Below are 22,230 nucleotides of genomic sequence, written 5' to 3'. Positions count from 1 at the left end.
AAGCCCGGCACGCCAAACGGGGATGGCGCGTGTTGCGTCGAGTAACAGCTTTTTACACCGAGTAAGCCGGGAACAGACCGTTCGGGTCGACGCGGTGTTTAAGGCGTGCGAGGCGTTGACGCGTCGGGAGTGGAAACGCGAGGTCGGCGATCGCGCGGTCGCCGTCGGCGTCGAAGTTGACGTAGGCGCCGGTGAAGTGGCGGGCCAGTGGTGTGATCGACTCGTCAAGCGTCACGATGTTGCCGGCGCCCCAGACGGTGCCGACGATCATCGCGGACTGGTGGCGGTGGGCGAAGGCGGTGGCGTCCTCGTCGACGTCGCCGATCGCGCCACCGAGGGCGCGGATCTGGACCAGCACCTCGGGTGCACCCGTCAGGCCGAAGACCCGGCGCTGGACCTCGTCGTCCAGTTTGTCGACGAATCCGTTGCGGACGAACGAATCCTGCTGCCCCACGTTGGGGTGTTCGTGTGCGACCGGCACCAGCGCGCGGTAGGGCATCAGCTGGGCAGCGCTGTCGCGCACGGGGCCGAGGTCGCCGAGTGGCCGGAAGACCCGTGACGCTGTCGAGGGATCGTCGCCCGCGTACACGGCGGTGAGCTGGGCGGTGGCCGTTCCCTTGCGGCCGCCGAAGAGGGTCATCGTTGCGGTGAGCTCGCGGGGAGCGGTGCGCAAGTACTCGTCCCACGCGACCAGCGAGCTGCGGGCGTTGCTGACCTCGACCTGCAGCTGGGCCACGGCGACCCGGGTGATCTTCACCGCCTCGAACACGAACGCGGTGACGATCGCGAGCGTGCCGCCGCCGCCGCGAAGGCCCCAGAACAGCTCGGGGTCGCGGTCTGCGTCGACCGTGGTGATCGTCCCGTCGGCCAGCACGACCTCGGCGGCCCGCAGCCGGTCGATGGTCAGCCCGTACTTGCGCACCAGCCAGCCGATCCCGCCCGCGGTGGCCAGTCCGCCGACCCCGACGTTGCCGTGGTCACCCGAGCTGAGCGCGAGCCCGTGCTCGGCGAGCGTTCTGGCGACGCGGCCCCACCGGGCACCGGCTTCGATCCGCACCAGACGGCGTCCCCGGTCGACGACGTCCACGCGGTGCAGTCCGGAGAGGTCGATCACGATGCCGCCGTCGTTGGACGAACGCCCGGACATCGAGTGGCCACCGCTGCGGACCGCGAGCGGCAGGCCCGTGTCGTGCACCATCTCGAGCGCGGCGCGGACTTCTTCGGGCGAGCGCGGCAGGATGACCGCGGCGGGCGAGTGGACCCTGGTGTAGGTCGAGCGCAGCAGCCGGTACTCGGGGCTACCCGGTCGGACCACCCGGTCGGCCAGCGCCGGCGGCACCGTGATCTTCATCGGGGCGCCACCGTGGTCCGTGCTGCGAGTGCCTCGCGGACCCGCGGGATGACTTCATTGCCGAACACCGCAGTCTGACCGGCCGGATCGGTCATCGGCCAGAACACGAACCCGTCGAAACCGAGGCGGTCAACCCAGTCGACGATCCACTCGACCCAGGCGTCGACCGGCCCGGCCAGGTCCGCCGCTCCCGGCGCGCCGACGACACCCTGCACGTTGTAGATCCGGCGGATGCTCGCCGGCTCCCGGCCGACCGCCGCGGCGGCGTCGTCGATCGCAGCGCTCAGGCGCGGCACCATCGCCGGCTTGAGGTAGGAACTGCCCGGCGCCAGCCACCCGTCGGCGGCGCGGCCGATGACCCCGAGCATCTTCGGCATCCGGCCGCCCACCCACAGTGGAACGGGCTCGGCGGGGCCGCCGCGGTACCCGCGCACATCGAGTTGGCCGGTGTGCAGCTTCACGATGTCGCCGCGCAACGCCGTGCGCATCAGCTCGATCGACTGCTCCGCGTACTCGATCATCGCCCGCCCGGACCGGTCGACACCACCCATCGCCGGGATCGGCCCGCCCGACGCGCCGGCACCGACCCCGAGGACGACGCGACCACCGAGCAGCCGCGACAGCGTGGCAGCGGATTTCGCGAGCATCGTCGGCGGGCGGAGCCCGAGGTTGGCGACATTCGGTGTGTACGTGATCGATCGGGTGTTCGCGGCGAGATAAGCGATGAGCGTCCAGGTGTCGTAGAACTGCGCCTGGTACGGGTGGTCCTGGATGCCGATCAGGTCGAACCCGCTGTCCTCGGCCGCCCGCGCGAGGGCGACGAGCTCGCCCGCGGGCACGACAACGGGATCGACGTTCACTCCGAACGTCACGGTCCGCCCGGTGTTCGTTTCGATCATGGTGCTTCTCCTTCGTGAGCCGAAGCCCACAATCCGCCCGGGCACCACGCTCCGCAAACACAAGGTAAGTGAGTTACTATTAGTAAGTGATCAGCAAACCGGCCACGTTCCGAGACGTGGGTACGATCGACGACGAGTCGTGCCGAGAGTTCCAGGGCAGCATCGAGCTCGTCGGTCGCAAGTGGAGCGCCGCGATCCTTTTGGCCCTCGCCCGCGGGGCGCAGAGGTTCGGCGAGGTGCACCACGCCGTCGACGGCATCTCCACCCGGCTGCTGGCCGTGCGTCTCAAGGAACTGGAGAGCGAGAACCTCGTCGAGCGGACCGTGATCCCGACCACGCCGGTCGAGATTCGTTACACTCTCACCGAATCCGGCCGGGAGCTACTGGTCGGACTCATGCCGCTGATCCAGTGGCAGCAACGCTGGCGCGTCGATCCCGGGCGGCAAGGTGCTCAGAGCTGACGACGGCAGCGAACCGTCTGGCGCCAGTTGATCGCTCGGCCAGGGAGCCAGTCAGTGACAGGGGACTCAGAGGCATCTCCGCTACGGTTGGTACCCGATCTCCTGCACGACCCACGTATTGCCGTCCGGGTCGGCGAAGTCGAACGCGCTCGCGTAGTCACGGCGATCCTGCGCGAGACCCGGTTCCCAGTCGCCCTGCCAGGTGTCGGCGTTCTTCTTGTGGCGGAGCGGGCCGGGGGCGACGCCGCGGGAGGTCAGTTCGCGGTGGGCGGTCTCGGCGTCGGTGACGGCGAGGTAGGTGGCGCGCGCCGAGCCGGGGCCGGCGTCGGTGAGACCGGTGCCGAGCTGGATCGAGCAGGCCGAGCCGGGCGGGGTGAGCTGGACGACGCGGAAGCCGTCGCGGGGGTGGTAGTCGACGTCGAGGGTGAAACCGACGCGGTCCGTGTAGAACTCGAGCGCCTTGTCGACGTCGCTGACCGAGAGGGTGAGGACTTCGAGAGCCCAGTTCATCGGGGGATTTCCTTTCACATGTCCAGGACGAGGTCGGCGTGTGGGGTGGAGCAGCACAGCAGCGCCTGGCCGGCGGCCGGTGGCTCCAGCGGTGCCGGCGCGTAGTCGACGGCGCCCGACAGCACGGGGGTGAGGCAGGTCTGGCAGACGCCGGTGCGGCAGCTCCAGCGGGCGGGCACGTCGCAGGCTTCGGCGAATTCCAGCAGGCTGCCGCCGGGGAACGGGGCGGCGACGCCGCTGCGGGCGAAGGTCACCAAGGGTCCGGTGCCGGGCGGGCCTGTCGGCGGGTGCGGTGGGCGGCTGGTCTGTCCGACGAGCCCGGGGTTGATGGCGTCGCGGGCGGTGAACAGTTCGGTGTGAATCCGTGCCGGGTCGAGTCCGGCCGCGGTCAGCGCGGCGGTCATGTCGGTCATGAACGCGGCCGGCCCGCAGACGTAGGCGGTGGCGTCGGCGGGCACACCCAGCTCAGTCAGCGCGTCCTTGGTCAGCCTGCCCGCCCGGGCGCCGGCCAACCTACGTTCGGCCTCCGTCGCCCGGCTGTAGAACACGTGTGAGCAACCCTGTCGCAGGGACGCCACCAGCTCGCGCGCTTCGATCGCCAGCGGGTGCTCCGCCGGTCTGCGCGCACCGTGGATCCACCACACCTCGCGCGAGCTGCCGCGCGCCACCAGGTCGTACAGCATCGCCAGCACCGGCGTGACACCGATGCCGGCCGAGACCAGCACCACCGGACCTGCGTCGTCACCGAGCACGAAGTCCCCGCGCGGGGCCGCGACGTCCAGCGTCGTGCCGACCGCCACCTGCGTGGTCAGATAGGTACTCGTGACGCCTTCCCGTTTGATGCTGATCCGGTAGCCGTCCGCCCCCGGGGCGGACGAGAGGGAGTAGCTGCGCACTGGCGCCGGCGTGGCGGCCCCAGCGACCCGGATCGTCAGGTACTGGCCCGCGCGCGTGGCGGGGAGCGCACCGCCGTCTTCGGCTTCGAGGTACACCGACGACACCGAGGTGCTTTCGGGTTCGACCGCAGTGACCAGTAGTGGCCGGAAGCCGTCCCACGCGGGCCCGGCCGGGGTGTCCTGGGCGGCCAGCAGGTCTTCGAACGACTGCCGCCAGCCTGGGCTCAGCGCGGGGATTTCGGCGGCGAGCTTCAGCTTGTCGGTGTCCTTGTCGGGTAGGTACAGCAACGCGTCGACGTCGACGACGCTCAGCGCGCCGGGCCCGGTGTGGGTCTTGACGATCTCGTCGCCGGCTGTGACGTGGCCTTCGCGCAGCACCCGGAAGTAGAACCCGGGCCGGTGGTGGGCCACCAGCAACGCCGGCAACTCAGGTTCTCCCATCCGCAGGCCGACGCGATAACACGTCACCCGGGGCTGGGTCACCTCGAACTCAGCCTCACCGATGCGGTAACGGTCCCCGATGCACACCTCGGCATCGGCCAGACCCTCGACGGTGAAGTTCTCTCCGAACGACCCGTACTCCAGCTCCTCACGGCCGAAATACTTCTCCCAATGCCGGTACGAGTCGAGCTGGTACACGAACACCGCGCGCTGCTCCCCACCGTGACCGGCCGTGTCGCCCTGCCCGTCACCGTCGATGTTGAGCCGGCGCACCCTCGCCGGCCCCTCGACCGGCCTCTTCCACACTCCCGTGTGGACGGTCTTGCCCTGCCAGGACACGTCCTTCGGCATGCCGAGGTTGACCGACAGGAGCGTCGCGGTCATCACTTCACCTCGTCGAGGGTCAGGTCGCGGTCGAGGCCGTGCGCGACCACCGTCTGACCGGGTTCGAGTCGCAGGTGGACGCCATCGAGGTGCACCTGCACCTTGTCCGGCTCGAATGAGACGAATCCGGACACCTGCTGCACTCCCGACCACGCGCTCTCATAGGACCATGCGGCTCGGCGCTGGCCGGCGATGTCGAAGTAGCTGCAGATTCCTTTGTACGGGCAGAACGTCTGGCCCTTGGCGGGCGCGAGTACCGAGAAGTCAACGTCGTCGCGGGGCAAGTACCACCGTGGTGCGAAACCGGATTCGTACAGCGCCAGCGGTCGGGTGCTGTCGGCGACGACCCGGCTTTCGTGGTGCACGGTCAGGTGCCGACTCGTCTTGCGGATGTCGATGCGGTGGTAGGGGTCAGCGGCGTGCCCGACCACGCGCTCATCCTCCTCGTAGAACGCGTCCATCGCGCGCCACGCGAAGGCGACGCGTCCGCGGAGTTCGGCCGCGTGGCCGCGCAGTTCGACGTGCTCGTACGCCGCGCGCTGCTTGACGGCGTCCCCGGCGGCGACTGTGTACCACGCCGTCGGCCCGAAGTCGCGGTGGCGAGTGGTGTGGTCGGTCGGCTCCAGAACGCCGTCGACGACGTCACCGACCGGGAAGTAGGCGACCGGGTACCGGCCGGGTTCGTGCAGGAGCACCACGTCTTCGCTGTCGGCGATCCACGTCTCACCGAACCGCACGCGCATCCGCCGGCGCAGCGGTTCGGCGAACGGCATCCGCTCAGGCAGAGGATCCGGCACGAGGAACCGGCCGACCGCGCCCGGCGCGAGCGGACCTTGCTGCCAGGACAGGCCCATTGTTCCTTCCCTTCCACGTCGGTGGACGCCCCACTGTGTTCCACCCGCCGGACGGGATGCATCCGCCAGTGGCCAGCGACCCGGCGAGGTACGGTGAGCCGGTGCGGATGCCGTCGGACTCGTCCGGTGCGCGGCGCGCAGCGGACCTGGTGGGCCGGCGCGCCGAATGCACAGTGCTCGACGCACTGGTGAGAGACGTTTGCGCGGGCCAGAGCCGGACATTGGTGGTGCACGGGGAACCCGGCGTCGGCAAGACCGCCTTGCTGGAGCACATCAGCGGCGCGCCGGGATGCCGAGTGGTGCTGGGTGGCGGCGTCCAGTCGGAAATAGAGGTCGCGTACGCCGGGCTGCATCAGGTGTGCGCGCCGTTGCTCGGCCACCTCGCTGAGCTGCCGGAACCGCAACGCGCGGCGCTCGGCACGGTGTTCGGGCTCAGCGCCGGGCCGGCGCCCGATCGGCTGCTGGTGAGTCTCGCCGTACTGAGCCTGTTCTCCGCGGCCGCCGAGCGCGAGCCGCTGCTCTGCCTGATCGACGACCAGCAGTGGCTCGACCGCACCTCGGCGCAGATCCTCGCTTTCGTGGCACGAAGGCTCGGGGCCGAAGCCGTCGGCGTGGTGTTCGCGACCCGCGACGCCGGTGGCGACCTCGCCACGCTGCCCGGGCTCCGCGTAGAAGGCCTGCGCCCGACCGACGCCCGGGCGTTGCTCGACGCGGTGCTCCCGGGCCCGATCGACGCCCGCGTACGTGACCAGCTCGTGGCCGAGACCGACGGCAATCCGCTCGCGCTCCTGGAACTCCCCCTCGGCCTGACTCCGGCCGAACTTGCCGGCGGGTTCGGGCTCCTCGGCGCAACGCCGTTGCCGGGGAGTATCGAGGGCACCTTCGGCCGACGCTATTGCGTGCTCGACGAGCCTGCCCGGCTCGTGCTGCTCACCGCGGCGAGCGACCCATCCGGTGATCCCGCCCTTGTCTACCGCGCGATCGCCGGACTCGGAATAGAAGCCGACGCCGCGACGGCGGCGCAGGAATCGGGGCTGGCTGTCCTGGGTGCGCACATCCGGTTCCGGCACCCCCTTGCGCGCTCCGCCGTCTACCGTTCGGCCACGCCGGCCGAGCGGCTTCGCGTGCACCGCGCGCTCGCTGAAGCCACCGACTCGCGGGCCGATCCCGACCGCCGCGCCTGGCATCGCGCACAGGCTGCACCCGGGCCCGACGAAGACGTTGCCGCCGAACTCGAATTGTCGGCGGATCGCGCCATGGCGCGCGCCGGCCTTGCCGCGGCAGCCGCGTTCCTGCAGCACGCGGCTGCCTTGACGCCCGACCCCGCACGCCGGGTGGGGCGCGCATTGTCCGCGGCCCAGGCCGCGCTGGCGGCCGGCGCACTCGACGCGACCGTCGACCTGCTTGTCCTCGCCGAGGCTGGGCCATCGACCGACCTCCAGCACGCGGAGGCCGGCCTCATCCGGGCGCAGCTGGCCTTCGTCACGAACCGCGGTAGCGACGCGCCCCTTCTGCTGGTGCACGCGGCCCGGCGGCTGGAGACCGTCGATCCCGAACTGTCGCGGGCGACCTACCTGGACGCGCTGCACGCCGCGATCTTCGCCGGGCGCCTCGCAGGCCCGGGCGGGGATCTGCTGGAGGTCGCGCAGGCGGCAGCCAGCGCTCCTCCGCCGCAGCGCGAACCCAACGCGCCAGACCTCCTCCTGGACGGCCTGGCTATCTCCGTCAACGACACCTACGCGGCCGGGTTGCCGGCATTGCGTAAAGGCCTAAGTGTCTTCGGCGCCGGCATGCCGGCCGAGGAGGAGCTGCACTGGCTGTATCTGGCGAGCATCATCGCTTTACGGATCTGGGACGACGGCACGTGGGACGCGCTGTCGGCCCGTCATCTCCGCCTCGCCCGGGACACCGGCGCGCTGAGCGAACTCCCCCTGGCGCTGACGTCGCGCTCGTACCTGTTGCTGTTCTCCGGCGACCTCGCCGGCGCGGCATCGCTGAGCGACGAGGTCCGCGCCATCGAGGAACTGACGGGCAGCAACATCGCCCCCTACGGCGCGCTGGGCCTGGCCGCGTTCCGCGGCGACGAGACCGTGGCGCGAACCGTGATCCACGACGCCATCGGCGACGTGACCAGCCGCGGTGAGGGGGTAGGGATCACGTTCGCCGAGTGGGCGATGGCGGTGCTGTGCAACGGCCTCGGCCGCTACGACGAGGCGCTCGACGCCGCGCTGCGCGCCACCGAATACGACCACGATCCCGGGCAGCTGGTCTGGGTCCTACCCGAACTGATCGAGGCCGCCGTGCGCAGCGACCACCACGACCTCGCGCTCGACGCTCATGTCCGCCTCACCGCGATGACGAACGCCGCCGGCAGCGACTGGGCTCTGGGCATGCAGCTGCGCAGCGAAGCCTTGCTGGCCCAAGCGAACGCAGCCGGGGGCCTCTACCGCGAATCGCTCGAGCACCTCGGCCGCACGCGGATGCGCGTCCAGCTCGCCCGCACCAACCTGCTCTACGGCGAATGGCTGCGGCGGGAACGCCGGCACCTCGACGCTCGCGAACACCTGCGTACGGCCCACATGCAGCTCGAGTCCATGGGAGTACGTGCGTTCGCAGACAGGGCCGGACGTGAACTGCGCGCCGCGGGCAGCACCGTCAGGAAGCGGGTCGACGCCGTGCGTTTCGACGAACTGACGGCACAGGAAGCGCAGATCGCCGCGATGGCCCGCGACGGCTTATCGAACCCGGAAATCGCGACCCGCCTGTTCATCAGCGCGCGCACTGTGCAGTATCACCTGCACAAGGTGTTCACCAAACTCGGCGTCACATCACGCAGCCAGCTCGTCCAGGTCTTGCCGCACTGAACTGACGCGGCGAGTCCAAGGCACCTCGTCTGGGCGATGCCTTGGCAGACACAACTTCTCACTGCCTAATGGAACTGTAAGGTTTCCCTGGCCGGTTCTGGCCACGCCGGTAGGTAAGGTGCGGCAAGTGGATCGAGGCACTCCAACCTCACCCTCGCCCTTCCTCAGGGCGGCACAGCATTTCAGGAGTGCGCTCACTAGGCGGCGAAGGCGGGGGAGAACGGGCTAGGGCTGGTGCGTGATGTCACTTGACTTCCAGCTCCTGGGCAACGTAGAAGTCCTCCGCGACGGCGTGCTGCACCCGGTGGGCGCCACGGGTCCCCGCACGGTCATGGCTGTGCTCCTCCTCGATGCCGGGCAGCCCGTTTCGCTGCACGACCTGGTCATGCGGGTGTGGGGAAATCGTGCGCCGAACAGCGCCCGCGGCATACTGCACAGCTACTTCTCGCGCCTGCGCACGGCACTGGCGGATGAGCACCAGATCGTGCGCCGTGGCCACGGCTACGTACTCGACGCTCCTCCGGAGAACGTCGACGTCCACCGGTTCCGGGAGCTCGTACGGCGCTCCCGACGCGCCGCCGCGGCCGAGGCCGCGCTGGCGCTGTTCGACGACGCACTCGGCCTGTGGCGCGGCGAGCCGTTCGCCGGGCTCGACAGTCCGTGGTTGCGCGAGTTCCGGGCCGCGCTGCACGCCGAACGAGCAGGGGTACTGCTGGACAGGGCCGATTTGGCGCTCGAACTCGGCCGCCACGCGCAGGTGTTGCCGGGACTTACCGTCCGCGTCGAGCAGTATCCCTTCGACGAGCGCCTCGCAGGCCAATTGATGGTTGCGCTACATCGGACCGGCCGGCAGGCCGAAGCGCTGCTGCACTTCCAGCAGGTCAGGAAGCTGCTCGCGAGCGAACTCGGCGTCAACCCGGGGCCTGCGCTGAGGGCCGTTCACCAGGAAATTCTCACCGGCGATGCCGAGATGAGCGAACCGCGGAGGCAGTCTGCACCCGGCGTCATCAGCCCTCAGCCACATGACTTGGATGACGAGGATGTCCTACCGCCGTTGATCCCTCGCCAGCTACCGGCCCCGCCCCGCTCGTTCACCGGACGTGAAAAGGAACTGGAGGTCTTGTCTGAGACGCCGGCGCCCGTCTCGGTCATCGTCGGCCCCGGCGGTGTCGGCAAAACCGCGCTCGCCTTGCACTGGGCGCACGAGCACGTCGGCGAGTACCCCGACGCGCAGCTCTTCGTGGATCTGCGTGGGTTCGACCCGTCCGGGGAACGCGTGTGCCCTGACGCCGCGATGCGCACGTTCCTCATCGCCCTGGGGGTGAAACCCGCTGCGATCCCTCGGGACGGCGCCGCGATGAGCGGGCTCTTCCGCAGCCTCGCGGCGGACAAGCGTCTGCTCGTGATCATCGACAACGCACGCGACGTCGACCAGATCACGCCACTGTTGCCCGGCAACCCACAATGCTCGGTCGTGGTCACCAGCCGCACCCGGCTGACGGGACTCGTCTCGCGCCACGGCGCCGATCTGATCACCTTGGACGTCCTCGACGACAGCGACGCTCACGATCTCCTCGTGACCCGGCTGGGCCCCGCGCGCGCGTCCGCAGAGCCCGCGGCCGTCAGGCGTCTCGTCGACGCCTGTGCCGGTCTCCCCCTGGCGCTGAGCATCGTCGTCGGCCGCGCACAGGAACATCCGGACTTCTCGCTCACTTCGCTCGCCGACGAGCTCGTGGACGCGAGCTCGACGCTGAACGCGCTGGACGTGGACGCGGATCTCGGTATCCGGGCGGTGCTGCTGACATCGTTCGCGGCGCTGGACGACGAAGCTGCGGATCTGCTCATGCTGCTGGGTCTGACCCCGGGCGCCGATATCGCTCTCGATACCGCGGCTTCTCTGGCCGGGAAGACCTACGCCGCCATCCGCACCGCCCTTCGCGCCCTCGAGCGAGCGTCGTTGGTCCGCCAGTACCAGCCGGGACGGTTTCGCATGCACGACCTCGTCCGCGCGTATGCGCGTGAGCAAGCGGAACGAAACCTGGGCCTGGACCGGCGTGAAGCCGGCCTGCGTCGGCTCGTCTCGTTCTACCTGCACACCCTGGTTCGCACTGTGCAGCTCGCCGACCCCGGCCGTCCACCCATTAGCCCCATTCCGCTGCCCGTCGGCTGCACGCCGGTGCCCCTGCGCGATCGGTGCGAGGCGCTGCGATGGGTGACCGCCGAAGCGGACAACATCGCGGCTGTCCGCGTGACGGCAAAGATGCTCGGCTGGCACGAAGCCGTATGGCAACTCGCTTGGGGCAGCAGTTCCTTGTACGCCACGCAGGGCAACCCTGGCGAATCGCTGAGCATCTGGCAAGACGCGCTGGCCGCGGCCCACGCTGTCGGCGACGAGAACCTCGAGTGCCTGCCCCACCGCTGCATCGCACAATCCCTCACCCGCACCGGGAACCACGAACAAGCACTCGACCACATCTGCCGGGCCTTGGCCATCGCCGAGCGTTCATCCGATGTGGTCCAGCAAGTCCTCAGCTTGCAGGTGCTGTCCGAGATCCACATGCGACAGCAACACACCCGCGAGGCACTCGACACGATCTCCTCGGCCTGGCGGCTGGTGACCGGCCAGTCTGCGGCGCTGCGAGCAACAATCGCAAACCACTTCGCCTGGTGCATGAAGCTGGAACACCGGTACCCGGAGGCCCGGGAGATGGCCGAACGATCTCTAACCTTGGCCGAGGAAGCGGAGGCGCACAAGCTCCGCCCGACGATCCTGGACACCCTGGGCACGATCCTCGCGGAAACCGGAAACCTCGAACAAGCCGTCGACCGGCTGGAGGAGGCGGTCGCGCTCTTCGGCGACGAACTGTTCTCCGTGTCCGACACGCTGTACACCCTCGGCTGCACCTACCGGACCCTCGGCCGCGACGACTTGGCGGAGAAGAACTTCGGGCAAGCCTTGGAGCTCTTCCAGCAACAACAACGGGGGCGGGAAGCACGATTGGCGCAAGCCGCGCTGGCGGGCCTGAGCGGGCAGGCAGAATCGCCGTGAAGCATCGGCATCTCGTGGTGCGTAAGCGGTGCGGAGCTGCCTGCGGGTGCGAAGTTCGTCGGCTCTCCGGCCAAAACCGTACCAGGCGGCCTCTGTGGTGGCGCAGGATCGAGAGCCCGAACCACGGCACAAAGCGACGCGCCTCGACCGAAGGAAGCCAGATGCCCGTCTCCTCGCCCGCGCCCGTCCACGGAGAAGTCGCGGATGGTTTCGAAAAGGTCGCGTTTGCTTTCGAGCGCAACTTCGCCGAACGAGGTGAACTGGGCGCCGCGGTCTCCGTCGTGGTGCGCGGGCGCGCGGTGGTCGACCTGTGGGGTGGCTGGGTGGATCCGCAGTGCGCTGTCGAGTGGCGCCGGCAGACCCTGACCAACATCTGGTCGACCACGAACGGCTTGGTGGCCATCGCCGCGCTACAGCTGGTCGAGAGTGGAGACCTCGACGTGGACGCGCCCGTGGCTCGTTACTGGCCCGAGTTCGCGAGTGCAGGTAAGGGCGACATCCCCGTCCGCTGGCTGCTGTCCCACCGCTCCGGCGTGACCGGAGTGCCCCCGGAGCACCCCCTCGGCGTCGACGACCTGCTCGACTGGCCCAAGATGACGCTCGTGCTCGCGGCACAGGAGCCCTTGTTCGAGCCAGGTTCTGTCAGTGGTTACCAGGCGTTGTCCTACGGCTATCTCGTCGGCGAAGTCATCCGGAGAATTACCGGGCAGACGGTGGGCGAGTTCTTCCGTGCCAACGTGGCGCAACCGCTCAACGCCGACGTCCACATCGGCCTGGACCGCAGCGACCTCCAGCGGTGCTCCACGATCGTCGAGCCGGCCGCCGGTGCGGAGCAAGTGGCCGATGCCCTCGCGGCCGAACCCACGAGGGCGGCCCTCGCCGCGCTGGGCAATCCGCACTCCTTGACCAAGAACGTGAATTCAGCTCGTTGGCGCGTCGCCGAGATCCCCGCAGCCAACGGCCATGGAACCGCCTACGGCCTGGCGACGATCTACGGTGCCTTGGTCGACGACTCGGAACGGCTGCTCCGGCGCGAGACGATCGAGTTCGGCCGAACCGGACAGGGCCGCTGCCGCGATGTGGTCATGGCGCTGGACAACGAGTTCGGCCTGGGCTTCACTCTGGGCAGCCACCAGCGAAGCTTCGGCCCCAACTCCCGAAGCTTCGGCCACGATGGTTGGGGGGGTTCGACGGCCTTCGCCGACGTAGAACGCGGTGTCGGCTTCAGCTACGTGATGAACCGGATGGGTACCTCGCTGCGGGACGATCCCCGCAAGATGGTCCTGGTCGAGGCGACCTACGCCTGCCTCTCCGACGCCACCACCGTGATCAGATGACTCCGGCATGACCTCAGGCCAAGGCCCCGTTTGCTCAACCCTCCGTGAGGGATTGGTACTCATCGGAAGTCAGCAATTTGAGCTCGCCGGAAGTGGGCTCTCGGCGGGCCGGGTCCACTCTCACCTCGAGCAACCAGCCGTCACCGTACGGGTCGTCGTTGATGACCTCCGGACTGTCGGAGAGGAGGTCGTTCACCGATGTGACCGTTCCGGAAACCGGTGCGTAGACTTCGGATTCGCTCTTGGTCGACTCGACCTCGCCGAATGGTTCGCCCGCGACGACTGCGTCTCCGACCGATGGCAAGGATACCGAGATGACGTCACCCAGCGAGTCCTGGGCGAAGTCGGAGATTCCGATCCGAGCGAGGTTGTCCGGCAGGAGACGCAGCCACTGATGGTGGACCGTGTACCTGACTTCGGGGTCCAAGTCGGCCATCGCAATACCGCCCTTTCTCGCTGCCGCAGTATGGGAAGTTCAAGCCCCGCTGGACAGCGCTGTGCCTCCATCACGGGGCGTGTTTCACCGAACGGCTAAGAACGATACGTCACTCTGGCCTGGCTGCCGACAGGCATGCTTCTCGTGTTCGAGTGCTCACGGTCCGCAATAAAGAGTCTGTCGACACCCCACCAATGCCGCGGCGGCACCCTGAGGTCATCGCGTGCATACGACAGACAGGAACAACGCCGATGGACCAGATCGCGGCCAGGCCGTGGTACCAACCGGAGGAAGCCCGTGTCCACGTGGCGGGACCGGATGCCCTGACCACCACCGGTCTCACGATGGTCCTCGAAAGCCACGCTGGCATTGCCCGGGCCCGGGAGGGGACGCGTCCCGACGTCCTCGTGTTGGCAACAACGCAGGTGAATCCCGGCACGATGGACGAGTTGAGGACTCGGAGGACTTGTGGGGTGCCGGTCGTCCTTCTCACCGGCGAAGTCCCTGAGGCATCGTTGCTCGCCATGATCGAATACGGTGTCGTCGCCATCGTGGACAGCAAATCGGCCGATGGTGCTGCTCTCGCCGACGCCGTCTTGGGCGCGGCGCGGCAGCACAGTGTCATGCCCAGGGAGACCCTCCGCAAGCTGATCCGCTTGGTGCGGCAGATGCAGCGTGACGCACGGGACCGGATGGGCGTGAACAGCATCGGCCTCACCGAGCGCGAAGTCGAGGTTCTCCGCTTGCTCGCCGACGGGGCGGAAACTTCGGAAATCGCCCGGGAACTCACGTACTCGGAAAGCACGATCAAACTCGTCCTGCACTCCCTCACGACACGGCACAACCTCCGCAACCGTGTGCACGCCGTCGCGTTCGCCCTGCGTGCCGGAGTCCTCTGAGCGGCAGATCACAAGGCGGTTTTTGCCGTGATGCAAACGAAATCAGGTGAGTACTCGTTGAAGGGGTTATGAATTTAGGCAACTCGACCAACCCATCTGAGATACCCGCCGCACTCAAGGCCACTATCCGGGCGGCACAACCAGAGATTGACAAGAACAGTGATCTTCCCGCGCAACTGATCGACGAATTGCGGGAGGTCGGGGCTTTTCGCCTGCTGACCCCCAAGGAGTTCGGCGGTTACGAGGTGTCGCTGGCTGCCGCGCTGAGGGTATACGAGGGCCTCGGCCGGATCGACGCATCTGTCGGCTGGATCGTGTGGAACGCCAATTTCGGCTTCCTCGCAGCGTTACTGGACGAGACGGGTGCAGACCAGGTCTGGCGCAACGGCGACGAGCCGATCTTCGCGAATTCCGGCAGCCCTGGCGTGGCCGTGCCGGTCGAGGGTGGGTACCGCGTTTCCGGGACATGGAAGATCGTCAGCGGAATCCGCCACGCGACCTGGCTCTCGGTCATCGCAGTGGTCACCTGCGACGGCAAGCCTGTGATGACCGACAAGGGCGCACCGGATGTCCGGCTGTTCCTTCTCCGCCCGGGCCAGTACACCGTGCACGACACGTGGCAGGTCAATGGCATGCGCGGGAGTGGCAGCAACGACGTCACCGCCGAAAACGTCGTCGTTCCCGCGGAGCTGGCAGCGCGGTTCGACGTTCCGGCGAGGATCGATCGGCCTTTGTACCGGGGATTCACACCGACCCTCGTGTTCCCCGGGTGCACCGCTGTTGCGCTCGGCGTGGCGCAATCGGCCATCGACGAGACCGTCCGCCTGGCCAAGACGAAAAAGAGCGTGCTGTCCTCAGCGGTGCTTGCGGACCTGCCTACCACTCACGCGGTCATGGGCCGCTCGGAAGCAGCGCTCCAGGCCGCGAGAAACTACCTACTCGACGCGGCGGAAAGCATCGATGCCGCCGGCGAAACCGCCACCCCGGTCACGCTCGGCCAGCGGGCAACCCTGCGCGCCGCGATGAGCCATGCCGCGCAGGTGAGCCGTGAGGTGCTGGTCGCCATGTACGAACTCGGCAGTTCGTCGTCGATCTACGATGGCAACCCTGTCGAGCGCCAGTTCCGCGACGGCATGGTGGCACTCCAGCACGTCAACCACGCCGCCGGCTACTTCGAAGCTGTCGGCCGAGTGCGGTTCGGTATGGACCCTGGGGTTCCCCTGTTCTGAGGGAATCTCAGTCCGACTGGGGTCACCGCCCTGAATGACACCGCATGGATGCCCGGCCGCTACGCGCAGCGGCCGGGCATCTCGGTCTTCGCCGTCAGGAACAGACCGGACTCGGCATCCGCATCAGTTGATGCTGCCGTCACCGGCGACGATCGTCTTCACGGACAGCTGGCTCGTAGGGAGTTCGCTGCAGGCGACTTCCTGTCCGCTGAACGGGATGAACTCGGCAGCGGTGTCGTCAGGCGCATAAACTCGCAAGCCGCGGACCGGCACAGGCCGGCAGGTGTTCTGCGGGAACGCGAGCGCATCCGCTTCGGAGACGGGCGCCGAGGCCATCCGACCCGGTGCAAGGTTGATTTGCGGCCCTTTGGCGCCGACCCTGGAGGCAGCCTTCCCGACCTGTCGGCCTTGATCTCCCGCCACAAACGACACACCAGGAAAGCCGACGATGACGCATGGGTTTTCCCCGGTGTTGGTGAACTGGAGCGCGTAGTTGTTGCTCCCCGCGGCCGCCCCTTCACCTTCGCCGAAGCTGAGCTTCAGCTGCCCAGCCTTGCATTCCGGCGTGACAGGCCGGGGCGGTTCGGCGGCTCCTGCGGGCTTCCGGTCGTGTGTCGCGTCGGCAGCGCTGCTGGCCACCGTCGGTGCGGGCGTGGGGCTCGCCGAGGTGACCGCCTGGTCGCCAGGTGAGGTTGATCCCCCGACGTCGGGAGCCGCCTGACAGGCAGCAGTCAACGCGACCGTCATCGCGCAGGCCGCCAGTACCAAGGACGAAACAGTGATCCGCTGTGAAAACATTGTGACCTCATTCCCCATTGAATTCATCCACTGCTTGTGTACCGAAAGATGCTCGGGGCGGTGGCCTGGTTGCGTCCGTTGGGGAAATTCAGCTCACGGAGCAGAAGCCCGGAACCTGGATTGACCGCGAGGTCAATGACTGTGAGCTTTTCGTTCATGATCCATGAGGTCACGATGAGATACGATCTCTTCCCATGATTGAATGACCTGTGTGAACGATCGCGAGGACGACGTGCCCTGTTCGTGCTGGGTCGCAGCAGCGCACTCACTCGCGCTACGTCACACTTCTTATCGAAAAGATAGTTCGGCATCGCTTTGCGCAATGCCGGATCGGTGTTTCGGTCATCGTCCTTCATGCTCGCGGTACCTGGTATGCCTGAACGAGGGGGCTAAAAAAATGGGAAAACTGGACGGAAAAGTCGCGGTCGTCACCGGAGGCAACAGCGGCATCGGACTGGCTACGGCAGAGTTGTTCGTCGCCGAAGATGCGTATGTCTTCATTGCTGGTAGGCGACTGGCCGAGGTCGAGAAGGCTCGTGCGCAGATCGGACACGACGTCTCGATCGTGCAAGCGGACTCGGCGAACCTGGACGATCTCGACCGGGTGTTCACCACGGTGCGGGAGGAAAAGGGGTTCCTCGACATCTTGGTGACCAGCGCGGCGATCGGCGAGCAGGTGCTGCTCGCCGACTCGACTCCTGAGCAGTACGACAAGACTTCGACATCAACGCGCGTGGGACATTCTTCAGCGCGCAGAAGGCGCTGCCGCTCATGCGCGATGGCGGTTGCATGACCCTTGTGGCCTCCACCGGGCACGTGCTGGGCATGCCTGGCTACACCGCCTATCCGGCCAGCAAGGCGGCGGTCCGCTCGTTCGCACGGACCTGGGCGAAGGAGCTGGGACCGAGAATCCGAGTCAACTCCATCAGTCCAGGACCAGTGGACACGCCGATGCTGGACGCACAGCACCCGTCCAAAGAGGCCGCAGGCGCGGCGCGGATCATGCTTGCCGAGGCCCTGCCTGTCAAGCGGATTTCGCAACCCTCCGAGATCGCCAAGTCGGTCCTTTTCCTGTCCAGTGAGGACGGCAGCTTCTACACCGGATTCGACCTGGTTCTCGATGGCGGGCAGGTGCAGGGCTGATCACTGTGGCCCCATTTTGTTCGAAGCACCACCAACTACCTGGATTTAGCGGTCCCGCCGGGCCACGACATCGTCGTTCGGCGAGCCAGCTCAGGTGAAACGATCAGAGCATCAAGATGGGAAATCGCGAATGAAGATCGGCACCGGCCTTCCGAATCAGGTGCGCAACCTCGACCCGACTGTGATCCCCTCGATCGCGACTCGCGCGGAAGAAGCAGGGTTCTCGACGCTGGGAACCGTTGGCCGCATCGCCTTCCCCGGGGTGATGGACACCGTCGCCCTCGCGGCGGCCGCCGGCGCGACGCGCCGGATCGGCCTGCTGACCAACGTCCTGCTGGCCACCGTCTGGCCCGCGACGCTGCTGGCCAAGGAAGTGGCGAGCATTGACGGGGTATCTGGAGGCCGGCTGACGCTCGGCGTCGGCATCGGCGGACGCCCGGACGACTTCGTGGTCGAGGGTCGTGGCCCGAAGGGCCTCGGCCGGAGGATCGACGGCGACCTCGAGACCTACCGCAGCGTGTGGAACGGTGATCCGGTCGGGGGAGGGGAGAACGCGGCGGTGCCGAGCGGTAGCCGGCGGGTTCCCCTGTTGTTCGGTGGATCGGCGCCGGCGGCACTGGCCCGCATGGCTCGATGGGGTGAGGGCTACGTTGCCGGCACGGTGCCGGCGGAAATGGCCGGCGAAGCGTTCGCGAAGGCGCGCACGGCCTGGCAAGAGCACGGCCGTGATGGTGATCCTCGCCTCGTCGGCCTCGCCTACTTCTCCCTCGGCGACCCGGATCGCGGCCGTGCCAACGTCCGCGACTACTACAGCACCGGCGGTGACGAGCTGGCCGACTTCGTCTGCAGCGGTGTGCGCACCACTGCAGACGAGGTGCGCACGGTAGTGAAGGAGTACGCCGAGCTCGGTACCGATGAACTCCTGGTCATGCCGACGACCGACGACGTCACCGACATCGAGCGACTCGCGGACATCGTGCTCTGAGCGGAGGCCGGGACAGCGAGGCGGCGCGCCTCGGCTTCCCGCGGTCGCGGCGCCTCCGGGACGCCGCGACCTACTCCCCGCCCCGCACGAGAACGACGCGAACCTGCTCCCGCGCAAGCGTGGCTCGTAGTCGATGCCGCCGACAACGCAACCAACTCCCCGACCTGGCGGCGGCTACTCCAGCCTCGGACGGGACCCGGCTCGAGGTCTCCTCGAACGCCGATCTGGTTTGAGTAGAGGCTTTCGACCACGCGACGACACACGCAGGCATCAAGTGGCGGCGCCGCTCGCCGCATCGAACCGCCTGTGGCGCCGCCGTGGAACCGGCTGACCTGAATCCGCTATTGCAACGCGGCCTGGTCGAAGGTGTTGCGCCACCGGGCAAAGGGCCGGCCAAGGTTTCAGACGTCGAGGGCCGGTCGCGATCTTTCTCGGAGACGCTCACCGTCAAGGTGAGATCACCGGGAAGTAGGTGAGGACTTCTCCGGTGCCGACGTTGTAGTACCCGGCCAGCTCGAGGCCCCGCCACACGCCGGACCACGCCCCCGTCTTTTCGTCGCGTAGCGCCTCCTCCGATCGCCACGCGCCGTCGCCGGCCTGTCTCACCTCGTCGACCGTCCAATCGGCCGGAAAATAGGTGTGGTTGATGAACACCGGTTTGCCACCGCTCCCCGGCTGCCGCTCCGTGGTCATGCGCAGCACCACCGGATAGTCGGCCGGGCGAGCGAGGGCGGGCGTGTGAACCGTAGTGGCGAGAAACGCACGGAAGCCCCGGAGTACCGACCAGAACGCGCGCTGGGGAACCACGTGTCGTGGCCAGGTCTCGTACCGGTTCTCCAGCAGGACGAGTTCGTTCACGAAGTCAACGCTGCAACTGTTCCCGATCAAGGTCCGTTCTTCCGCGCGGCAGCGATCCAGTAAGTCTCCTAGCTCGTCGAGGCCGGCGATGTTGGGCTGGACATCGGTGTGCAGCCACGCCGCCAGCGGCAAGTGCGTTTCGGGGGCGACAATGCGGAGTCTGCGCAGTGAGTCGAACGACATCTCGATCGAGGAGCTGATTCCGAAGAGACGGTTCACCGCTGGCCAAACTTCCGTTGCACAGACGTCACCTTCCTAGCGCCTTGGTGGTCGTGGGCTGCTCGAGCCAGACGTTTGGGGCGGGCGTTGACTGTCCGTGTCGGGCCAGTAGGTCCTCGGGCCGCCGTCGCCGCCGTAGAAGCCGTCAACGTTCATGATCCGCCCGGCCCACTTGTTGTCGGGATCAGCTGCTCCGTGCGGAGGCAGCCCGGGGTCGCTGGCCGGGTTCCAGACCGGGGTGAACGGAATCTGGGCCTGTCCCTGCCATCGTCCTCCTGCTGGGTCCAAGCTGTTGGTCTTCGGGCCGTTCGGCTGGAAACCGCCATTGGGGTTGCCGAAGTTCCACGCCTGGTTACCGCTGTTCTGCACCAGTCCGGGATGCATTCCGTCCGGGTAGGTAGTGCTAATGCCTGGCTTGGTATAGGTCTTTCCATCGGTATCGACGGTCTGCGGCCTGGGAAGGTTGTAGACGCCGGGCACCCCGGGATCAGCGGGGTCGTGGCCGCCGATGAGACCGCTGTTCGGCGGAGTCGGGAGCGGTTGCGGCCGTGGCGGAATATTAGGGTTCCCATTCGGGCGTATACCGGTGCCGTGTCCCGCGGGGAACGTGGTGTCGGGCGGAATGCTCACCGCCGGAACGTGGCCGCCGGTGAACCCCGGCGGTTTCCTGCCGGGTTTCAGATCACCGAAGATGACGTGGTTGTGGGCGTCCTCTGGGACGGGGGTCGCCCACGGGCCTTCGGGGGCGGACGAGTACGGGGGACCCCCATGCACCCCGATGGGGCCCTGCTGCGGTCGCTGGGGAAAGTATCCTTGCGCGTCGATCTCCTCAGGCGCCATCGGCGACCTCGAATCGGGCCCGGTGGCGCTCGTGGAACCCGACCCGACTGGCGATCTGGCCGCTGGCGTGCTGCTGGGTGTGGTGGGCGGGCCGACGGGGGGCAAGCTACCCGATCCGCCACTTGACGGACGACGTGCCTTGATCGAATAATTCGAGAAACCGGGCATAAGGCTAGGCGCAGCGCTCGTGGCTGCGGTGCCCTGTTCGATGGCCTGGAGCGCCGACGTGGCGTGGTCGAACAGCCCCCCAGCTTTGTCGAGCAAACCGATCAGCGTCTTGATCGCGTTGATCAGGTTCTTGACCAGCCGAGCGATCTTCTCGGCGGTTTTGGCGATCAGTTGAACGCATTGCGGCACCACCCATGTCAATCCGATGCCGAGCGTCGCGACCACCTGCAACGCCCAGGACACCATGCGTGCCACGACTTCGCTGATCGTGTCCCGCACCAGCGCGCGCACGGCGGCCACCACCTGGCCGGCGGTGGCCACTCCGCTGCCGGTGCCGGCGCTCGCTTGGCTCGCCGCGCTCAGCAGTTTGGCGATGTCGCCGGCCTGCTGCCGGTAGGCGTCTGCCCCCTGCCCCTCCCAGCCGGCGACGTCCGCCGTGACGTAATCGGCGAGGTCGACACTGATCGAGGTCAGCTCCTGGGAGACGTTCTGCCAGGTCTGCGAATGCGCGGTGATCACGTCGGGGTTCCCGGCCAGCGCGTCCAGCGCCTGCTTCAGTGGGCCGACGTGCTCCATCAGCCAGCCCAGTCCCTGAGCCAGGATCGTGCCGAACGGATCCTCGACGAACCCCAGAACATCCAGTGCAGTGTCCGCGATCCCCAGGACACCCGAAGCCCAGTCACCGCTTTCGATGCTGTCCTTCACGCCGGCGGCGTCTTCCAGCAACGATGCGCCGGTGAATGGTGTCGTCGAACTCACCGGCTGGGCCATCAGTGGATTGCTCACCCTTGTCGTCCTTCACATCATCGAGGTTGCGGTTCCGGATGCCTGTGCGCCGGATGCGAAACAGCGGGCTTCTACGAGGCTTCCGGGGGTGTCGGGCGGACCAAGCCTGGCCCGACGTCGTTGAGATCGATGCCGTTGCGGAACGGTGTCGCGGCGCTGTGCTCTTGCTGGTCATAGCTCGCCGCGGCGGTCCGGATGTTGTCCGCCGTTGAGCTCATTCCCTTGACCGCCGCGCCGAGGGTGTCGTTCGCGTGCTGTTGGGTCGTGGCGTTGACGACGGGCGGGAGGAACGCGCAGAGGATGCCGTAGGCGGAGTTGTCGACACTCACGCTCCGCGCCGCGGACATGGCTTGGTTTAACCGATCGACCAGTCCGTCGAGGTGGGCTGAGTGCGCTCGAAGCTCATCCGGCACGAGCTCGAATCCGCTCGACATGAAGTTTCCTCACCTATGCTCGATTGAGTCACAACACCGCATTCCGTCTGCCGAGTGCCTGTAGTGCAATGCCGACGACTCGCCCGCAGACCGCTGGATCCCGCACGGCGCGCGGCGACTACTGCGATCAACGACTCCGCAAGGCGGTTGCACTCGCGACTCCCCGAATTTACCGGATAAGAATCGCGAGAATTATGATCAAAGAGACCGTTGTGAATGTCCACATGGACAAGCGGCGCACAACCACTCGAAGATGTTCCATCCGTAATCGTTTGATCAGGGGGTCGAAGCAACCTAGTGGTCTGTGTTTGAAGTGGTCTGACGGTTGGACTTCTTGAGGATCTCGTCGGCGGTTTTGGTCCAGATGAAGGGGTGGCAGCGTTCGTTCC

The 22,230-nt window shown here is 67.4% G+C and carries 17 protein-coding genes and 1 pseudogene; 8 read left to right on the top strand and 10 right to left on the bottom strand.

Annotated elements, in window-relative coordinates:
* Positions 1–52 precede the first annotated feature (52 nt).
* Both AB0383_RS22835 and AB0383_RS22830 read right to left on the bottom strand, forming a co-directional pair.
* Positions 53–1,351: an FAD-dependent oxidoreductase gene (locus AB0383_RS22835; RefSeq protein WP_366188461.1), complete on the bottom strand. Its 1,299-nt coding sequence runs from the start codon at positions 1,349–1,351 to the stop codon at positions 53–55.
* Positions 1,348–2,250 (bottom strand): LLM class flavin-dependent oxidoreductase, encoded by a 903-nt coding sequence (locus tag AB0383_RS22830; RefSeq protein ID WP_366188460.1) that lies wholly within the window; start codon positions 2,248–2,250, stop codon positions 1,348–1,350. Before AB0383_RS22830 ends, AB0383_RS22835 begins: the two co-directional genes overlap by 4 nt.
* A gap of 116 nt (positions 2,251–2,366) precedes the next feature.
* On the opposite strand from AB0383_RS22830, the gene AB0383_RS22825 reads away from it, so the two are divergent.
* Positions 2,367–2,711: a helix-turn-helix domain-containing protein gene (locus AB0383_RS22825; RefSeq protein WP_364190013.1), complete on the top strand. Its 345-nt coding sequence runs from the start codon at positions 2,367–2,369 to the stop codon at positions 2,709–2,711.
* Between the two features lie 81 nt (positions 2,712–2,792).
* Here AB0383_RS22825 and AB0383_RS22820 read toward each other — a convergent pair whose 3' ends face one another.
* The 3 genes from AB0383_RS22820 to AB0383_RS22810 are packed head-to-tail and all read right to left on the bottom strand — an operon-like array spanning position 2,793 to position 5,796.
* Positions 2,793–3,221 (bottom strand): VOC family protein, encoded by a 429-nt coding sequence (locus AB0383_RS22820; RefSeq protein WP_366188459.1) that lies wholly within the window; start codon positions 3,219–3,221, stop codon positions 2,793–2,795.
* Positions 3,222–3,235: 14 nt separating this feature from the next.
* Positions 3,236–4,942 carry an MOSC domain-containing protein gene (locus AB0383_RS22815; protein ID WP_366188458.1) on the bottom strand — a complete coding sequence of 569 codons (1,707 nt, stop codon included), beginning with the start codon at positions 4,940–4,942 and terminating at the stop codon, positions 3,236–3,238.
* Entirely contained in the window at positions 4,942–5,796 is an 855-nt protein-coding gene (locus tag AB0383_RS22810) for a DUF427 domain-containing protein (RefSeq protein WP_364190004.1), read from the bottom strand. Before AB0383_RS22810 ends, AB0383_RS22815 begins: the two co-directional genes overlap by 1 nt.
* A 107-nt stretch (positions 5,797–5,903) precedes the next feature.
* Here AB0383_RS22810 and AB0383_RS22805 point away from each other — a divergent pair, with 107 nt between their 5' ends.
* From AB0383_RS22805 to AB0383_RS22795, 3 genes are all read left to right on the top strand, one after another.
* Positions 5,904–8,660 carry an AAA family ATPase gene (locus tag AB0383_RS22805; protein ID WP_364190037.1) on the top strand — a complete coding sequence of 919 codons (2,757 nt, stop codon included), beginning with the start codon at positions 5,904–5,906 and terminating at the stop codon, positions 8,658–8,660.
* A 337-nt stretch (positions 8,661–8,997) separates the two neighbouring features.
* Positions 8,998–11,709, top strand: a complete 2,712-nt coding sequence (locus AB0383_RS22800; protein WP_366188457.1) for a BTAD domain-containing putative transcriptional regulator — start codon at positions 8,998–9,000, stop codon at positions 11,707–11,709.
* A 161-nt stretch (positions 11,710–11,870) separates the two neighbouring features.
* Complete coding sequence (locus AB0383_RS22795) at positions 11,871–13,046, top strand: serine hydrolase domain-containing protein (RefSeq protein ID WP_366188456.1); 1,176 nt, start codon at positions 11,871–11,873, stop codon at positions 13,044–13,046.
* A gap of 34 nt (positions 13,047–13,080) precedes the next feature.
* On the opposite strand, the gene gcvH is transcribed toward AB0383_RS22795, so the two are convergent.
* Positions 13,081–13,482, bottom strand: a complete 402-nt coding sequence (gene gcvH, locus AB0383_RS22790) for a glycine cleavage system protein GcvH (protein WP_364189995.1) — start codon at positions 13,480–13,482, stop codon at positions 13,081–13,083.
* A 251-nt stretch (positions 13,483–13,733) separates the two neighbouring features.
* On the opposite strand from gcvH, the gene AB0383_RS22785 reads away from it, so the two are divergent.
* Both AB0383_RS22785 and AB0383_RS22780 read left to right on the top strand, forming a co-directional pair.
* Complete coding sequence (locus AB0383_RS22785) at positions 13,734–14,381, top strand: response regulator transcription factor (protein WP_364189992.1); 648 nt, start codon at positions 13,734–13,736, stop codon at positions 14,379–14,381.
* A 68-nt stretch (positions 14,382–14,449) separates the two neighbouring features.
* On the top strand, positions 14,450–15,610 hold the full coding sequence (locus tag AB0383_RS22780) for an acyl-CoA dehydrogenase family protein (protein ID WP_366188455.1): 1,161 nt from the start codon (positions 14,450–14,452) through the stop codon (positions 15,608–15,610).
* A gap of 123 nt (positions 15,611–15,733) precedes the next feature.
* On the opposite strand, the gene AB0383_RS22775 is transcribed toward AB0383_RS22780, so the two are convergent.
* Positions 15,734–16,408: a DUF4232 domain-containing protein gene (locus AB0383_RS22775; protein ID WP_364189986.1), complete on the bottom strand. Its 675-nt coding sequence runs from the start codon at positions 16,406–16,408 to the stop codon at positions 15,734–15,736.
* Between the two features lie 202 nt (positions 16,409–16,610).
* Between AB0383_RS22775 and AB0383_RS22770 the strand changes: the two are divergent.
* Positions 16,611–17,551, top strand: a pseudogene (locus AB0383_RS22770) (SDR family oxidoreductase).
* 130 nt (positions 17,552–17,681) lie between these two features.
* The gene (locus tag AB0383_RS22765) at positions 17,682–18,536 is read left to right on the top strand and encodes an LLM class flavin-dependent oxidoreductase (RefSeq protein ID WP_364189983.1); all 855 of its coding nucleotides are present in this window, start codon (positions 17,682–17,684) and stop codon (positions 18,534–18,536) included.
* Between the two features lie 447 nt (positions 18,537–18,983).
* On the opposite strand, the gene AB0383_RS22760 is transcribed toward AB0383_RS22765, so the two are convergent.
* The 3 genes from AB0383_RS22760 to AB0383_RS22750 all read right to left on the bottom strand — a co-directional run bounded on the left by AB0383_RS22760 (position 18,984) and on the right by AB0383_RS22750 (position 21,841).
* Entirely contained in the window at positions 18,984–19,613 is a 630-nt protein-coding gene (locus AB0383_RS22760) for an EndoU domain-containing protein (protein ID WP_366188454.1), read from the bottom strand.
* A 36-nt stretch (positions 19,614–19,649) separates the two neighbouring features.
* The gene (locus AB0383_RS22755) at positions 19,650–21,407 is read right to left on the bottom strand and encodes a hypothetical protein (RefSeq protein WP_366188453.1); all 1,758 of its coding nucleotides are present in this window, start codon (positions 21,405–21,407) and stop codon (positions 19,650–19,652) included.
* 71 nt (positions 21,408–21,478) lie between these two features.
* The gene (locus AB0383_RS22750) at positions 21,479–21,841 is read right to left on the bottom strand and encodes a type VII secretion target (RefSeq protein WP_364190771.1); all 363 of its coding nucleotides are present in this window, start codon (positions 21,839–21,841) and stop codon (positions 21,479–21,481) included.
* Positions 21,842–22,230: the final 389 nt, after the last annotated feature.

Source organism: Amycolatopsis sp. NPDC051373, from assembly GCF_040689465.1.
In the GTDB taxonomy this organism is placed as follows: Bacteria; Actinomycetota; Actinomycetes; order Mycobacteriales; family Pseudonocardiaceae; genus Amycolatopsis.
This window is presented reverse-complemented; position numbering and strand designations above follow the sequence as displayed.

Excerpts from the sequence above, each read along its gene's own strand:
- AB0383_RS22820 (WP_366188459.1), bottom strand. The coding sequence starts at position 3,221 with ATGAACTGGGCTCTCGAAGTCCTCACCCTCTCGGTCAGCGACGTCGAC.
- AB0383_RS22765 (WP_364189983.1), top strand. The coding sequence starts at position 17,682 with ATGAAGATCGGCACCGGCCTTCCGAATCAGGTGCGCAACCTCGACCCG.
- AB0383_RS22775 (WP_364189986.1), bottom strand. The coding sequence starts at position 16,408 with ATGTTTTCACAGCGGATCACTGTTTCGTCCTTGGTACTGGCGGCCTGC.
- AB0383_RS22750 (WP_364190771.1), bottom strand. The coding sequence starts at position 21,841 with ATGTCGAGCGGATTCGAGCTCGTGCCGGATGAGCTTCGAGCGCACTCA.
- gcvH (WP_364189995.1), bottom strand. The coding sequence starts at position 13,482 with ATGGCCGACTTGGACCCCGAAGTCAGGTACACGGTCCACCATCAGTGG.
- AB0383_RS22815 (WP_366188458.1), bottom strand. The coding sequence starts at position 4,942 with ATGACCGCGACGCTCCTGTCGGTCAACCTCGGCATGCCGAAGGACGTG.
- AB0383_RS22785 (WP_364189992.1), top strand. The coding sequence starts at position 13,734 with ATGGACCAGATCGCGGCCAGGCCGTGGTACCAACCGGAGGAAGCCCGT.
- AB0383_RS22780 (WP_366188455.1), top strand. The coding sequence starts at position 14,450 with ATGAATTTAGGCAACTCGACCAACCCATCTGAGATACCCGCCGCACTC.
- AB0383_RS22835 (WP_366188461.1), bottom strand. The coding sequence starts at position 1,351 with ATGAAGATCACGGTGCCGCCGGCGCTGGCCGACCGGGTGGTCCGACCG.
- AB0383_RS22830 (WP_366188460.1), bottom strand. The coding sequence starts at position 2,250 with ATGATCGAAACGAACACCGGGCGGACCGTGACGTTCGGAGTGAACGTC.
- AB0383_RS22805 (WP_364190037.1), top strand. The coding sequence starts at position 5,904 with ATGCCGTCGGACTCGTCCGGTGCGCGGCGCGCAGCGGACCTGGTGGGC.
- AB0383_RS22795 (WP_366188456.1), top strand. The coding sequence starts at position 11,871 with ATGCCCGTCTCCTCGCCCGCGCCCGTCCACGGAGAAGTCGCGGATGGT.
- AB0383_RS22810 (WP_364190004.1), bottom strand. The coding sequence starts at position 5,796 with ATGGGCCTGTCCTGGCAGCAAGGTCCGCTCGCGCCGGGCGCGGTCGGC.